13 protein-coding genes are annotated in these 13,765 nt (G+C 67.9%); 5 read left to right on the top strand and 8 right to left on the bottom strand.

Annotated elements, in window-relative coordinates; genetic code table 11:
- Positions 1-200 precede the first annotated feature (200 nt).
- Complete coding sequence (gene trxA / locus AO398_RS13335) at positions 201-524, top strand: thioredoxin (RefSeq protein WP_007561219.1); 324 nt, start codon at positions 201-203, stop codon at positions 522-524.
- Between the two features lie 119 nt (positions 525-643).
- Here trxA and AO398_RS13330 read toward each other — a convergent pair whose 3' ends face one another.
- The 4 genes from AO398_RS13330 to trpA form a co-directional block, all read right to left on the bottom strand.
- Positions 644-1,543 carry a porin family protein gene (locus AO398_RS13330; RefSeq protein WP_058192598.1) on the bottom strand — a complete coding sequence of 300 codons (900 nt, stop codon included), beginning with the start codon at positions 1,541-1,543 and terminating at the stop codon, positions 644-646.
- Between the two features lie 206 nt (positions 1,544-1,749).
- Entirely contained in the window at positions 1,750-3,075 is a 1,326-nt protein-coding gene (locus tag AO398_RS13325) for a folylpolyglutamate synthase/dihydrofolate synthase family protein (RefSeq protein WP_058192597.1), read from the bottom strand.
- Positions 3,076-3,084: 9 nt separating this feature from the next.
- On the bottom strand, positions 3,085-3,981 hold the full coding sequence (accD, locus tag AO398_RS13320; RefSeq protein ID WP_058192596.1) for an acetyl-CoA carboxylase, carboxyltransferase subunit beta: 897 nt from the start codon (positions 3,979-3,981) through the stop codon (positions 3,085-3,087).
- A gap of 82 nt (positions 3,982-4,063) precedes the next feature.
- The gene (gene trpA / locus AO398_RS13315; protein ID WP_058192595.1) at positions 4,064-4,903 is read right to left on the bottom strand and encodes a tryptophan synthase subunit alpha; all 840 of its coding nucleotides are present in this window, start codon (positions 4,901-4,903) and stop codon (positions 4,064-4,066) included.
- A gap of 165 nt (positions 4,904-5,068) precedes the next feature.
- Here trpA and AO398_RS13310 point away from each other — a divergent pair, with 165 nt between their 5' ends.
- Both AO398_RS13310 and AO398_RS13305 read left to right on the top strand, forming a co-directional pair.
- Positions 5,069-5,734, top strand: a complete 666-nt coding sequence (locus AO398_RS13310) for an HAD-IA family hydrolase (protein ID WP_058192593.1) — start codon at positions 5,069-5,071, stop codon at positions 5,732-5,734.
- 87 nt (positions 5,735-5,821) lie between these two features.
- A complete protein-coding gene (locus tag AO398_RS13305; protein WP_058192592.1) occupies positions 5,822-8,473 on the top strand; it encodes a hypothetical protein in 2,652 nt (883 codons plus the stop codon).
- 40 nt (positions 8,474-8,513) lie between these two features.
- On the opposite strand, the gene AO398_RS13300 is transcribed toward AO398_RS13305, so the two are convergent.
- The gene (locus tag AO398_RS13300; RefSeq protein WP_058192591.1) at positions 8,514-8,921 is read right to left on the bottom strand and encodes a MucR family transcriptional regulator; all 408 of its coding nucleotides are present in this window, start codon (positions 8,919-8,921) and stop codon (positions 8,514-8,516) included.
- A 303-nt stretch (positions 8,922-9,224) separates the two neighbouring features.
- Between AO398_RS13300 and AO398_RS13295 the strand changes: the two genes are divergently transcribed.
- Both AO398_RS13295 and AO398_RS28315 read left to right on the top strand, forming a co-directional pair.
- Positions 9,225-10,322: an NAD(P)/FAD-dependent oxidoreductase gene (locus AO398_RS13295; protein WP_058192590.1), complete on the top strand. Its 1,098-nt coding sequence runs from the start codon at positions 9,225-9,227 to the stop codon at positions 10,320-10,322.
- A 465-nt stretch (positions 10,323-10,787) separates the two neighbouring features.
- The gene (locus AO398_RS28315) at positions 10,788-11,891 is read left to right on the top strand and encodes a hypothetical protein (RefSeq protein WP_152997514.1); all 1,104 of its coding nucleotides are present in this window, start codon (positions 10,788-10,790) and stop codon (positions 11,889-11,891) included.
- Positions 11,892-12,152: 261 nt separating this feature from the next.
- Here AO398_RS28315 and AO398_RS13290 read toward each other — a convergent pair whose 3' ends face one another.
- Genes AO398_RS13290 through AO398_RS13280 form a run of 3 tightly spaced genes read right to left on the bottom strand, consistent with a single transcriptional unit; the run spans position 12,153 to position 13,752 of the window.
- The gene (locus AO398_RS13290; RefSeq protein ID WP_058192588.1) at positions 12,153-12,869 is read right to left on the bottom strand and encodes an LrgB family protein; all 717 of its coding nucleotides are present in this window, start codon (positions 12,867-12,869) and stop codon (positions 12,153-12,155) included.
- Positions 12,870-12,872: 3 nt separating this feature from the next.
- Positions 12,873-13,274, bottom strand: coding sequence for a CidA/LrgA family protein (locus tag AO398_RS13285; RefSeq protein ID WP_058192586.1), 402 nt, complete (start codon positions 13,272-13,274; stop codon positions 12,873-12,875).
- Positions 13,275-13,290: 16 nt separating this feature from the next.
- Positions 13,291-13,752, bottom strand: coding sequence for a TerB family tellurite resistance protein (locus tag AO398_RS13280; RefSeq protein WP_058192584.1), 462 nt, complete (start codon positions 13,750-13,752; stop codon positions 13,291-13,293).
- Positions 13,753-13,765 lie beyond the last annotated feature (13 nt).

The following is a 13,765-nucleotide window of genomic DNA, read 5'->3' as shown; positions in this document are numbered from 1 at the left end:
GTTGGAGGGGGCTTCTCCCACGGCCTTCCCCGCCCCGCATGCGCCAGCGCACATTGCGATGCGCCCTTCGAGCCGCCCCCATGCATGGGCGTGCGGCCTTCTTGACCGGGCGCCGGCCCGTCGCCAATTCTGGTCGAACCGCGCGGGCCCCTGCCCGTCCGAGGCCGCCCGATTGGTGGCCAGTTCCGAAAGGTGACGTTATGGCGACGGTGAAAGTAACCGACGCGAGCTTCGAGCAGGACGTTCTCAAGTCCGCCGAGCCCGTCGTAGTCGATTTCTGGGCGGAATGGTGCGGCCCTTGCCGCCAGATCGGCCCGGCGCTCGAGGAGATCGCCACCGATCTCCAGGGCAAGGTGAAGATCGCCAAGGTCAACGTCGACGAGAACCCGCAGATCGCCGCCCAGTACGGCATCCGCTCGATTCCGACGCTGCTGCTGTTCAAGAACGGCGAGCGGGTCGATCAGAAGGTCGGCGCTGCCCCCAAGGGCGATCTCTCCCGCTGGATCGGCGCGCAGGTCGCGTAAGCGTCTGACGCCTTCGACGCGACGCAAAAAGAAAGCCCGGCCGCAAGGCCGGGCTTTCTCGGTTTCGGGACCCAATCCCTGTGGCCCCGGGCGCAATGCCCGGGGCCGATCGTTCGGTCTTAGTACGAGCCGAACTTGTAGTTCAGGCCGGCGCGGACGACGGCGAAGTCGTTCGTGTTGCGGCTGGTGTTGCCGGTGACGGCGTAGACCGGCAGGACGGCGCCGGTGTTGAGGGCAGCGCCGACCAGCGGCAGGCCGGTGCGGTTGCGGTCCAGGCTCACGTACAGACCTTCGACCTTGAACGTCACGGCCGACGAGCGGAAGAAGTTCAGGAACGAGTCGGTGGGGAGCGCGAACTCGGCGCCGCCGCCGACGGTGTAGCCGGTCTTGAAGTCGTCGCGACGGCCAGCGAAGTTCTGGAAGGCGACGCCCTGGGTGCCCTGGTCGCCGGTGGCGTAAGCGAAACCGCCGGTGGCGTACACGAGGGTCTTGTCAAAGGCGTAGCCGAGACGGCCGCGCACGGTGCCGAAGAAGTCCAGCGTGTTCAGGGTGCCGTTGACCGGGATGAAGCCCGGGTTGATCGCGGCGGCGTTCGTGGCGTAGCGCGGACGGCCACCGAAATCGAGGTACTGCGCGTCGGCCTCGAAGCCGATCACGACGCCCGAGCCCGGGGTGAACTGGTAGTTGTAGCCGATCTGACCACCGCCGGAGAAGCCTTCGCGGCTGTTGCGGTTGTAGATCAGCGACGAGCCGAGCGGCGCCAGGGCGCGGTAGGGCACGAGGCCACCGGCGCCGAGAACGGCCGGGCTGCCGGCGGTCTGGACGAAGCCGCGGTTGCTGTCGGTGTCGCTGGCGTCGAAGGCGTAGCCGGCGTTGATACCGAAGTAGAAGCCGGTCCAGGTGAACACCGGAACGGGGGTGAACACCGGCGGCGGCGCAGCGCGGCGCGGCAGGTCGGCAGCGGTGGCGGCGGCGGTGAGCGCCGTGAATGCCGCGAGAGAGGTGAGAAGCGTCTTCATTACTGTGATCCCCAGCACAAGCCCGATCGCTGCCGAAGTTAGGCGATCGGGCCTTCCGGGGATGTAGCTTCGCTGCCACAGCGGAGGGAAAGCGTGGCCGCTAGAGACAATTCGCTCCCTCGAATGCGGCGAATCAACGGCGATTATCGAGGCGCTAACCAAACGAAAGAAAAAAGCTAACGCCAAAGACAAAGGTAAGGTGCGGGTTAGACGGGCGGTGTGTCGTTGGCAGCCAGCACCAGCCCGGCCAAGTAGAGCGAGCCGCAGATCAGGATCCGCGGGGGCTGCTCGAAGGCGATGTCCTTCACCTGCTCCAGCGCAGCCTCGACGCTCGGCGCCGTTCGGGTCGACAAGCCGACGCCTTCACCGATCCGCGCCACCTCCTCGGCCGGCCGTGCCGCCATCGAGGTCGTGATCGGGACCGCGATCAGCGCCCGGGCCAGGCCGACGAAGTTGCGCAGGAAGCCGTCGGCGTCCTTCGTGCTCAGCAGCCCGACGATCAGCACCAGCGGCACGTCGCTGCGCTCGCCGAGATCGGCCATGGCGGCGGCGAGGATCCGGCCACCGTCGATGTTGTGGCCGCCGTCGAGCCACAGCTCGGCGCCGGGATCGAGCTGCGCGGCAAGCCGCCCGCGGCCGAGCCGCTGGAGCCGGCCGGGCCAATCGACCTCGGTGAGGCCGCGCTCCAGGGCGGCATTGCCGATATCGCCGAAGCCTGCCGCCCGCAAAGCCGTGATCGCGGTGGCGGCGTTGACCAATTGGTGGCGCCCGGCGAGGCGCGGCCGGGGCAGGTCGAACAGGTCGGTCTCGTCCTGGTAGACCATGCGGCCGCGCTCCTCGTGCGCGGAGAAATCCTGGTTGCCGATCAGGATCGGGGTCGCGCCCACGGCTTCGGCGTGGCGGCACAAGACGGCGTCGGCCTCGGCGTAATCCTGCGCGGCGATCACCGCCGGGCAACCGCGCTTGAAGATCCCGGCCTTCTCGACGGCGACCGATTCGACCGTATCCCCGAGATACTCGGCATGGTCGCGCCCGATCGGCGTCACGACCGAGCAGGCCGGCTGGGCGATGACGTTGGTGGCGTCGAGCCGGCCGCCGAGCCCGACCTCGAGCAGCAGCACGTCCGCCCGGCTCTCCGAGAACAGCAGCAGGGCCGCCGCCGTGGTGATCTCGAACATGGTGATCGGCTCGCCGGCATTGGCGGCCTCGCAGCGCGCGAAGGCGTCGGCCAGCCGGTCCTCGTCCACGAACTGGCCGCCCCCAATTCCACCAAGCCGGATCCGCTCGTGGAACCGGACGAGATGGGGCGAGGTATAGACATGGGCGGCCAGGCTCCCGGCCTCGAGGATCGCCCGCATGAACGCGATGGTCGATCCCTTGCCGTTGGTTCCAGCCACGTGGATCACCGGCGGCAGGCGCCGCTCGGGGTGATTCAGCCGGGACAGCAACCGCTCGATCCGGCCCAGCGACAGGTCGATGGTGCGCGGATGGAGCGCGAGGAATCGCGCCATGAGGGCGTCGGAGGAGGCCATGGCGGCGGGCTAGGCCGCGGCCTGGGCGGGACCCGGCGCCTCGGCCGTGGCGGCGTTGGTCAGGAGGCCGCAGATCCGGGCGATCGTCTCCTTCAAAGCGTGCCGGTGGACGACCTGGTCGACCATGCCGTGCTCGCGCAAGTATTCAGCTCTCTGGAAGCCGTCCGGCAGCTTCTCCCGGATGGTCTGCTCGATCACCCGGGGCCCGGCGAAGCAGATCAACGCGCCGGGCTCGGCCAGGTGCACGTCGCCGAGCATGGCGTAGGAGGCGGTGACGCCGCCGGTGGTCGGGTTGGTCAGCACCACGATATAGGGCAGGCGCGCGGCGTTGAGCCGGCGCACGGCCACGGTGGTCCGGGGCATCTGCATCAGGGACAGGATGCCCTCCTGCATGCGCGCGCCGCCGGAGGCCGAGAACAGCACGTAGGGGGTGCGCTTCTCAAGCGCCGTTTCGGCGCCGCGCACGAAGGCCTCGCCGGCGGCCATGCCCAGCGAGCCGGCCATGAAGCCGAATTCCTGCGCCGCGAGCGTCATCGGCAGGCCGCCGACCCGGCCGAAGCCGATCTTGAACGCATCCTGCAGGCCGGTCTTGGCGCGGGCCTCCTTGAGGCGGTCGACGTAGCGCTTCTCGTCGCGGAACTTCAGCGGATCGACGGCGACCTCGGGGAGCGCCACGTCGATCCAGGTGCCCTCGTCGAACATCATCTTGAGCCGCGCGGCGGCGCTCATCTTCAGGTGATGCTCGGAGCCGGGGATCACCCAGTGATTGGCCTCCACCTCCTTGTGGAACACCATCTGGCCGGTGTCCGGGCACTTGACCCAGAGGTTCTCCGGCGTCTCGCGCTTGAACAGGGTCTTGATCCGGGGGCGCACCACCTCCGAGATCCAGTTCATCGGTTCGACCATCGACTCGCGTCCGTTCGCTTCGAGCTCACGCTGATATCAGGTGCCGTCCTGCCCGCCGCCAGGGCGGCCGCCGATCCACGGTTCAGGCCGCCCGGTCCACGCCGCCCGCGCGGACGCCGGCGGCGAGTTCGCGCACCAGCTCCGCCACGGCCGGGACCGTGCCGGCCTGGGGCCGGCCCTCGGAATCCAGAGAACGGACCAGGGTGTCCACCAGGGCCGAGCCGACCACGACGCCGTCGGCGCCCTTGGCGATCGCCGTGGCATGGGCGCCGGTCTTCACCCCGAAGCCCACCACCACGGGCAGATCGGTGTGGCGGCGGATGCGGGCGACCGCCTCCGACACCTTGCCGAAATCCGGCGTCGCCGTGCCGGTGATCCCGGTGATCGACACGTAATAGACGAAACCCGCGGTGTTCGCGAGCACGGCCGGGAGCCGCTGCTCGTCGGTGGTCGGCGTCGCGAGCCGGATGAAGGCCAGCCCCTTGGCCAAAGCCGGCAGGCACAGCTCGGTATCCTCCTCCGGCGGCAGGTCGACCACGATCAGCCCGTCGACCCCGGCCGCGACCGCGTCGTCGAGGAAGCGCTCGACCCCGTAGGTGTGGATCGGATTGAAATAGCCCATCAGCACGATCGGCGTGCCGTCGTTCCCGGCGCGGAAGCGGCGCACGAGGTCGAGGGTGCCGGCCACGCCCTGGCCGGCCTTGAGGGCGCGCAGGCCCGCGGCCTGGATCGCCGGGCCGTCCGCCATCGGGTCGGTGAAGGGCAGGCCGAATTCCAGGATGTCGGCGCCGGCGCCGGGCAGCGCCTTCAGCACCTCCAGGGAGGTCTCCGGGTCGGGATCGCCCGCCATCACGTAGGTGACGAGGACGGCCCGGTTCTCCGCGCGGGCGCGGGCGAAGGTGGCGTCGATGCGGCTCGGCATGGATCTGATACGGTTTTCACGCGTGCAGGACCGGATCCGGTCCAGGGTTGTATCCGCGCTACACCATCGGGGTCGGCCCGTGAAGCGGGCGCCCCCGGTGGAGCGGGCAGCGGCCGTGCGCGCGGCGCGGTTGTCCGCCCGTCCCCGCCCGCGTAGCCGGGAGGCATGACCGCAGAATCCCTCCCGACGCGCCGCTTCGCCGCGTTCCTCTTCGACATGGACGGCACGATCATCAGCTCGATCGCCTCGGCGGAACGGGCCTGGACGCGCTGGGCCCAAGCCCACGGCCTCGACGTGGCGACCTTCCTGCCGACGATCCATGGCGTGCGCTCGGTGGACACGATCCGCCGGCTCGGCCTGCCCGGCGTCGATCCGGAGGCCGAGGCCGCTTCGATCACCCGCGCCGAGATCGCGGATGTCGGCGACATCGTCGAGATCCCGGGCGCCCGGGCGTTCCTGCGGGCCCTCCCGCCGGAGCGTTGGGCGATCGTGACTTCTGCACCCCGGGAACTGGCCCTGCGCCGCCTGGAGGCCGCCGCCATGCCGGTCCCGGCCCTGCTGATCGCCGCAGAGGACATTGGCCAGGGCAAGCCCGCGCCGGATTGTTTTCTGTTGGGAGCCCGGCGCCTGAGCGTCGCGACCGCGGATTGCCTGGTGTTCGAGGATGCGCCGGCGGGCATCCGGGCCGGCGAGGCGGCGGGCGCCAGCGTCGTTGTCGTCACTGCCACCCATCATGCGCCGATCGAGACGCGACACGCGACGATCCCGGATTACCGGGCGTTGACGGCCGATGCGGCGCCGGAGGGCCTGCGCGTCGTCTCCGGCGATTGACCGCCCGCGCACGGCGTTGACTTCTCCCCGACAACCCACGGCAATATCCGGGTCCGAAGTCAGACACCGAGCCGGGACAGCGAGCCGATGACCAAGCCGAACGGCGTCCCGGGCCTCTTCGACACCGCGGAGGGGCAGCGGCTCGTGCAGGCGCGGACCGACCCGGCCTGGCGGCGCTGGGGGCCGTATCTCAGCGACCGGCAATGGGGGACCGTCCGCGAGGATTACAGCGCCGACGGCGAGGCCTGGGATTCCCTGCCGCACGACCACGCCCGGTCGCGGGCCTATCGCTGGGGCGAGGACGGCATCGGCGGCTTCGGCGACCGGCACCTGAACTGGTGCCTGGCGCTCGCCCTGTGGAACGGCCGTGACTCGATCCTGAAGGAGCGCCTGTTCGGCCTGACCAACGCCGAGGGCAACCACGGCGAGGACGTCAAGGAGCTCTATTACTACCTCGACGGCGTCCCCACCCACGCCTTCATGCGGATGCTGTACAAGTATCCGCAGGGCGCGTTCCCCTATCAGCGCCTGCTGGAAGAGAACCGGCGACGCGGCCTCGACGACCCGGAATTCGAGCTGCTCGACACCGGCCTGTTCGACGAGGGCCGCTACTTCGACGTCGAGATCGCCTACGCCAAGGCCGGTCCCGACGACGTGCTGATGCGGGTCACCGCCACCAACCGCGGTCCCGAGCCCGCCGACCTCACCCTGCTGCCGCAGCTCTGGGCCCGGAACCTGTGGTCCTGGAAAGCCGGGACCGCCAAGCCGGAGCTGGAGGCGGGCTCGGACGGGTCGGTATGGGCGCGCCATCCGAGCGTACCGCCGATGCGCTTCTTCGCCGAGGACGCGGCCGAGCTGCTGTTCACCGAGAACGAGACCAACACCCACCGCCTCTACGGCAGCGGTGCGGAGACCGGCTTCTACAAGGACGGGATCGACCGGCGCGTCGTCCAGGGCGAGGCCGGGGCGGCCAATCCCCTGTCCGGCACGAAATGCGCGGCCCGCTACGACCTCCATCTCGGCCCGGGCGAGACCCGCACCCTGCGGTTGCGCCTGCGCCCCGAGACCAGCCCGGGCGAGCCCTTCGGCGATTTCGATGCGGTGTTCGCGACCCGTGAGGCTGAGGCGGATGCGTTCTACGCCGCCCTGCAGGCGTCGATCCCCGATCCCGAGATGCGGCTCGTGCAGCGGCAGGCGCTGGCCGGCATGCTGTGGTCGAAGCAGCTCTACCATTACGACGTGCGCGAGTGGCTCGCCGGCGATCCGGCCCAGCCGGCCCCCTCCCCCGCGCGCCGGCACGGCCGCAACGCCGACTGGACGCATCTGCGCGCCAACGACATCATCTCGATGCCGGATGCCTGGGAATATCCCTGGTTCGCCTCCTGGGATCTCGCGCTCCAGGCGATCGTGTTCGCGCTGATCGATCCGGACTTCGCCAAGAACCAGCTGCTGCTCCTGGTGGACGAGGCCTATGCCCACCCGAACGCGGCTTTGCCGGCCTATGAATGGGGGTTCGGCGACGCCAACCCGCCGATCCACGGGCTCGCCGCCTGGCGGGTGTTCGAGCTGGACCGGGCGCTCACCGGCACGCCCGACCACGTGTTCCTGAAGCGGATCTTCAACAAGCTGACCCTGAACTTCACTTGGTGGGTGAACCGCAAGGATTCCGACGACCGCAACCTGTTCCAGGGCGGTTTCCTCGGGCTCGACAACATCGGCATCTTCGACCGCTCGAAGCCGGTCGGCGACGGCGCCACCCTCACCCAGTCCGACGCGACCGCCTGGATGGCAGCCTACGCGCTCAACCTGATGCGCATCGCCATCGAGCTGGCGCTCCAGGATCCGACCTACGAGGACATGGCCGAAAAGTTCTTCGAGCACTTTTTGCTCATCGCGGCGGCGACCGGCGACGGCGTCTGGGACGAGGCGGACGGGTTCTTCTACGACGTGATCGAGGCCCGCGACGGCAGCCGCCTGCCGATCCGGGTGCGGACCATGGTCGGGCTGATCCCGATCTTCGCGGTCACCACGATCAGCGAGCACGATCTGGACAAGCTGCCCGCGCTCCGGACCCGGATGCGGTTCTTCCTGGAGAACCGGCCGGACCTGGCGGCCCTGGTCTCGCGCTGGAGCGTCCCGGGTGAAGGTCAGACCGTGCTGCTGTCGCTGCTGCGGGGCCACCGGCTGAAGGCGCTGCTGCACCGCGCCCTCGACCCGGCGGAGTTCCTGTCGGAGCACGGGCTGCGGGCGGTCTCACGCAGCTATGCGGATCAGCCGTTCTGCTTCCCGTGGAACGGTCGGGATTTGGGGCTCGCCTATGAGCCGGCGGAATCCCGCTCCCGCCTGTTCGGCGGCAACTCCAATTGGCGCGGGCCGGTCTGGATGCCAGTCAATTATTTGCTGATCGCCGGGCTGAACCAGTTCTTCGCCTATTACGGCCCGGATTTTCGCGTCGAGGCGCCGACCGGCTCGGGGCGGACCAACTCGCTCCGGGAGATCGCGGATACCCTTTCGCGGCGGCTCATCGGCCTCTCGACCCGTGGCCCGGACGGGCATCGGCCGGTCTATGGAGACAGCCGGATCGAGCAGGAGGACCCGCATTTTCGGGACCTGGTGCTGTTCTACGAGTACTACCACGGCGATACCGGCCGGGGCGTCGGCGCCGCGCATCAGACCGGCTGGTCCGGGCTTGTGGCCCTGCTAATCCAGGAGGTCTCGACGGCGGAAGGCCGGCCGTGACGCGCACGGCCGGCCTTGCCCGACATGACGTGACCCGTTGTTATTCCGCCGCCTGCTGCATCCGCAGCTTCTGGCCGAGGCCGATCTCCCGCGAGATCTTCGAGCGCCGGGCACTGTAGGCCGCAGAAACCAGCGGGTAGTCCACCGGCAGGCCCCACTTGGCCTTGTAGGCCTCCGGGGTGAGGCCGCGCAGGGTCAGATGACGGCGCAGGGCCTTGTAGGACTTGCCATCCTCAAAGCTCATGATCGTATCCGGCCGGATCGACGCGCGGATCTGTGCCTCGGTCGGCCGCTGGATCTGCCGCTCCACCGGCGTATCGAGGGCGGTGATCGAACGGTGGACTTCGGACAGAAGGCTCGGGAGAGCGCCAGCCGGCACGCTGTTCTTGGTGACATAGGCGCTTAGGATCTTGGCGGCGAGTTCGACGCTCGGGGAGGTCGTCAGCATTGTCATCTCCTAAGGTTTCCAGTCGGAAGATGCGGCTTTGTCATGTCGCTAGGGGGCAGTGCTGTCGGCCGCCGAAGTTGGAACCCGGAATAGACATCCGGCCCGCCCTCGGTCAGCACGTCACGGCATTATGCTCCGGCTCGGTACGCTTACAACCACCGCGCGTATCTATTGCGCCGCTGTTTCTACTTAGAATTGATAATTAGGGTCAACGCCGAATCGACATGCAGGCCCTCGAGACGGCTCGGGTGCGGTATTGAGGACTCACCGGCCCTGTAGGTCCGGGTGCCGGGAGGGGTGCGCATGGAGGTGCTGGTCGTCGGTGCGGGTGTGGTCGGGCTGGCCGTGGCGCGGGCCTTCGCGCTGCGCGGCCATGCGGTGGTCGTGGCGGAGGCCGAGGAGGCGTTCGGCACCGGCGTCTCGGCCCGCAGCTCCGAGGTGATCCATGGCGGCATGTACTATCCGACCGGTTCCGCACGCGCCCGACACTGCGTCGATGGCGCCGACAAGTTGTACAACTTCTGCGCGAATCATGGGGTGCCACACCGCGCCTGCGGCAAGTTGATCGTCGCGAGCAACGACGCGGAGGCCGATACGATCGCGGCGATCCGGCGGCAGGGCGAGGCGAACGGCGTCCCGGGCCTGGACCTGCTCGACGCTGCCGCGGCCCGGCGCCTGGAGCCGAACCTCGCCTGTACCCTCGCCCTGCATGCCCCCCGGACCGGCATCGTCGACAGCCACGCGCTGATGCTGGCGCTTCTTGGCGTGATCGAGGATCACGGCGGCGCCCTGGCGTTGCGCACGCCGGTGGAGCGCCTGTCCCGGCGGGACGGCCAGTGGCAGGCAGCCTTCGGCGGCAGCGAGCCGGGTGAGCTGGCCTTCGACGCCGTCGTCAACGCTGCGAGCTTCGGGGCGCCCGCTCTGGCAACCCGGACGGAGGGCTACCCCGCCGAGCGCGTGCCGGTGCTGCACCTGGCCCGGGGCAACTATTTCGGCTGCACCGGCAAGCCGGCCTTCTCGCGGCTGATCTATCCGGCGCCGCGGATCGACGGCGGGCTCGGCATCCACCTCACCCTCGATCTCGCCGGCCGCACCCGGTTCGGGCCCGACGTGGAATGGGTCGACACCTTCGCCTACCAGGTCGATCCGGCGCGCGCGGACAGCTTCTACGGCGCGATCCGCCGCTACTGGCCGGCTCTGCCGGACGGGGCGCTCTACCCGGACTATGCCGGGCTGCGCCCGAAGCTCACCGGCCCGGGCGAGCCGGCCGCGGACTTTCGGATCGACGGCCCGGTCGAGCATGGCCTGCCCGGGATCGTCCACCTGTTCGGGATCGAGAGCCCGGGGCTGACGTCCAGCCTGTCGCTCGCGGAAACGGTGGCCGATTTACTGGACGATTGAGACTTAACGGCCGAATCCAATTCCAAAATTGCGAGGCCAAATTGTGAGCACACGTTGTTATCGTGCTCATACAAACCATTATGCCCAATAGGCAATCATCAGCTTGCAAGACAAGATTTGCGAATCAAATCAGATTCTTGGCTGATTTTAAATCGTGACGATGCATAAACCGTCCAGTATTTGTCATGATTATCTGGATATAAAAATCTTAAAACGTTCTATTGTCAAATATTTGTTTAAATTTAGTCAAAAAAATGGATTTGATTCTCGAAGGCAAGCGTTTTATCTTCAGAAATGCGCGATCTACAATCTAGATTTGCGATATAGACATCAATTTCATCGCCGCGCCAGTATTATATCTCAAAAGTTGTGGGGGGAAAATAGTACTTCATCTCGCGGAATCTGGATAAAAATCTAGACCAGACGAACTTACGAACTCATTGAAACGGTTTACAGGAGTTTGCTGTGCCTACCATAAGCCCAAAGCTTTCTAGTTTAGAAGTTTCATTGCAAGCCTTCCATGAAAAAAGAGCCGAACTGCCGAGCGTAAATTCGGCAGAAAGAGCATCAACAAGCCAGTCTCCCGATCCCAGGTCTGCTTTGGTGTGGTCACCGCATGCCGCGGATGCGATTCTTGCCCTGTCGCACTTGCGCGTCCAGACTTGGGAAGTCTTGAGCGGTGGTTGGGAAGAGCCGGTTGTATCGGTCAACGTCGCGACACCAGTGCGAAACGATGAGGCCCAGTCGTCGGGCCCAGTCGTCGGGATTCGCCCGACTTACCGATCCAACGGATCGCTTCCGGCGCAGTCGCGCGCAGACACGGTAAGTTTTGCCACCACGTCCATCCAGGATCCAGAAAGCATCGCCTCATCCACGGGCGCGACCGGGCCTAGCCAGACACAACCAAGCGCAGGTTCGACCACCGGCGCAACCGGTGCCGGACAGACCCAGCCCAGCACTGGCTCGACCACCGGCGCAACCGGTGCCGGACAGACCCAGCCCAGCACTGGCTCGACCACCGGCGCAACCGGTGCCGGACAGACCCAGCCCAGCACTGGCTCGACCACTGGAGCGACTGGATCTGGCCAGAACCCAACGAAAGGCACCGACCAAACAGTACCAGTAGACGGAAATTTCTACTGGGAGAATGGCCCCAACGCCCGGAAGTTTCTCGATACTGCCTATCGTCGCCTCGGTGAAACTGCCGATACGCCACGCTCGGCCGATGACTGGAACAACAAGGTCGGCTTGTTGAAGCTCGGCAGGGGAACGCTTTACGCTATCGCCACCAATGTGGATGGTTTGTTCAGCAAAACCGAAATGGCGGCTGCGAAGGCGGCGCTGCCGGTGTGGGACGCAAAACACAATGGCGCGAACACGCCCCCCGGCAATACGGGTGGCACGTCCGGTCAAACCCAACCAAGCCCAGGCTTGGCAACTGGAGCCACCGGTCCCAGCCAGACCCCGCCGAGCACTGGCTCGACGACTGGAGCCACTGGTCCCAGCCAAGCCCAGCCCGGCACGGGCTCGACAACCGGCGCTACCGGTCCCAGCCAAGCACTGGCTTGACGGCGCCCGACACTGAAACGCCAGGAGCAGCAGCCTTCCGGATTAAGTATTGATCCGGAAGGCCTAGACCACGCCGCCGGTCACTTCGTCATCGGAACAACGTACGGCCCCCGGCTTGATATGCTCTCGCGCGGCAAGCTGGGGCATCTTTCACATGCTGTGGCACGCGATCGCTGCGTGCACTCCGTGAGGCGTTCGCACAACGTAAGCATTCTGAGCGGTCGATCTTTGCCGCAGGGGTCGATGCCGAACTCGGCGTTCTCAGAACAGCAGGTGCAGCGCCAGCGGCGCGAGGATCGCGGTCAGGAACGCGTTCAACCCCATGGCGATGCCCGCGAAGGTGCCGGCGGTCTCACTCACCTGGAAGGCCCGGGCGGTGCCGATGCCGTGGGCCGCGAGCCCCGCTGCGAAGCCCCGGGCGCGCATGTCGCGGATCCGCAGGAGGTTCATCATCGGCGTCACCAGGATCGCTCCGATGATACCGGTGAGGATCACGAGGATCGCTGTCAGCGTCGGGTCCCCGCCCAGCGCCTCGGCGATGCCCATGGCCACCCCCGAGGTCACGGATTTCGGCGCCAGCGAGATCAGGATCGGCTGCGGGATGTCGAGGAGCCGCGCGAGCACGATGACGACGGCCAGCGTCGTGGCGGCGCCGGCGAGCAGGGCGGCCAGCATCGGGACCAGGGCGCGCAGCACCGTGGCGCGGCGCTCGTAGAGGGGCATGGCCAGCACCACGGTCGCCGGCCCGAGCAGGAAGTGGACGAACTGCGCGCCCTCGAAATAGGTCGGATACGGCGTGCCCGTCACGGCCAGGACGGTGCCGACCAGAACAACCGTGATCAGGACAGGGTTGGCGATCGGGTGGCGGCCGGTTGCGACGGCGATCCGGTCGGCCAGGACGTAGGAGGTCAGGGTCACGGTCAGCCACAGCAGCGGCGTGCCGGCGAGATAGACCCACAGGGAGAAGTCGCCCGACACCGCTCAGGCCTCCCCGTCGGGCCGGCGCCGCTCGACCCGGGACGCGACGGCGCGGAACACCAGCACGGTGACCAGAAGGGACAGGGCGGTCGAGACTACCAGCACGATGGCGAGCTTGAGCCCCTGCGCCCGGAGCAGGTCGAGGCGGCCGACGACACCGACGCCGGCGGGCACGAACATCAGCGAGAGGTTCATCAGGAGCCCCCGCGCCGTAGTCTCGAGGGTGCCGTCGACGAGCGGCTTCGGCAGGATGCGCGGCAGGCCGATGCGGCTGTCGCGCAGGAGCAGGAAGCCGAACATCAGACCCATGCCGATCACCGGCCCCGGGATCGGCACCCCGGCGCCCCGGGCAAGCACCTCGCCGACGAGCTGGGCGAGAAGGATCAGCGCCAGGCTGGCGATCATCGTCCGGGCCGTGCGGTCAGACGACGCCGACGCCCTGCTGCCCGGTCCGCCGGGCCGCAGTGACCGCCGCCTCGTCGAAGCCGAGCATCCGGCCGAGGCGCTCGACCAGTGCCTCCTCGAACTCGTCGACGGTCCCGTCCGCGGCGGCCACCGACCAGGCCATGGTCAGCAACTCCTGGCGCTCGGCCTCGTTGGCCTCGTGCGGGATCATCTCGACGAGGCTCGCCACGTCGCGGGTCTCGGCATCCCTGGCGGCGGCGCGCTCGATCAGCGCCCGCGCGGCGTCCGGCCCCTGGGCGTAGCGGCCCTGCACGATCCGGGACAGGCGCTCGCTCTCGGCGGGCGCCAGGATCCCGTCGACCCGGGCGACGTGCACAAGCAGCGCGGTGGCCGCGAGATGCGTGTCGTCCACCGGCTCGGAGGCGCCGACCCCGAGAGCCTCGGTCGCGTAGGCGCGCAGGCGTGCGATCAGGGACATGTCGGCTCCGGGG

It is taken from the genome of Methylobacterium sp. GXS13 (assembly GCF_001455965.1).
Lineage (GTDB): Bacteria > Pseudomonadota > Alphaproteobacteria > Rhizobiales > Beijerinckiaceae > Methylobacterium.
The sequence above is the reverse complement of the archived record's forward strand: the minus strand, read 5'-3'. Positions and strand labels throughout refer to the sequence as shown.

Bases quoted from the DNA above. Each gene is read 5' to 3' on its own strand.
- trxA (WP_007561219.1), top strand. From the start codon at position 201: ATGGCGACGGTGAAAGTAACCGACGCGAGCTTCGAGCAGGACGTTCTC.
- AO398_RS13330 (WP_058192598.1), bottom strand. From the start codon at position 1,543: ATGAAGACGCTTCTCACCTCTCTCGCGGCATTCACGGCGCTCACCGCC.
- AO398_RS13325 (WP_058192597.1), bottom strand. From the start codon at position 3,075: ATGGCCTCCTCCGACGCCCTCATGGCGCGATTCCTCGCGCTCCATCCG.
- accD (WP_058192596.1), bottom strand. From the start codon at position 3,981: ATGGTCGAACCGATGAACTGGATCTCGGAGGTGGTGCGCCCCCGGATC.
- trpA (WP_058192595.1), bottom strand. From the start codon at position 4,903: ATGCCGAGCCGCATCGACGCCACCTTCGCCCGCGCCCGCGCGGAGAAC.
- AO398_RS13310 (WP_058192593.1), top strand. From the start codon at position 5,069: ATGACCGCAGAATCCCTCCCGACGCGCCGCTTCGCCGCGTTCCTCTTC.
- AO398_RS13305 (WP_058192592.1), top strand. From the start codon at position 5,822: ATGACCAAGCCGAACGGCGTCCCGGGCCTCTTCGACACCGCGGAGGGG.
- AO398_RS13300 (WP_058192591.1), bottom strand. From the start codon at position 8,921: ATGCTGACGACCTCCCCGAGCGTCGAACTCGCCGCCAAGATCCTAAGC.
- AO398_RS13295 (WP_058192590.1), top strand. From the start codon at position 9,225: ATGGAGGTGCTGGTCGTCGGTGCGGGTGTGGTCGGGCTGGCCGTGGCG.
- AO398_RS13285 (WP_058192586.1), bottom strand. From the start codon at position 13,274: ATGATCGCCAGCCTGGCGCTGATCCTTCTCGCCCAGCTCGTCGGCGAG.
- AO398_RS13280 (WP_058192584.1), bottom strand. From the start codon at position 13,752: ATGTCCCTGATCGCACGCCTGCGCGCCTACGCGACCGAGGCTCTCGGG.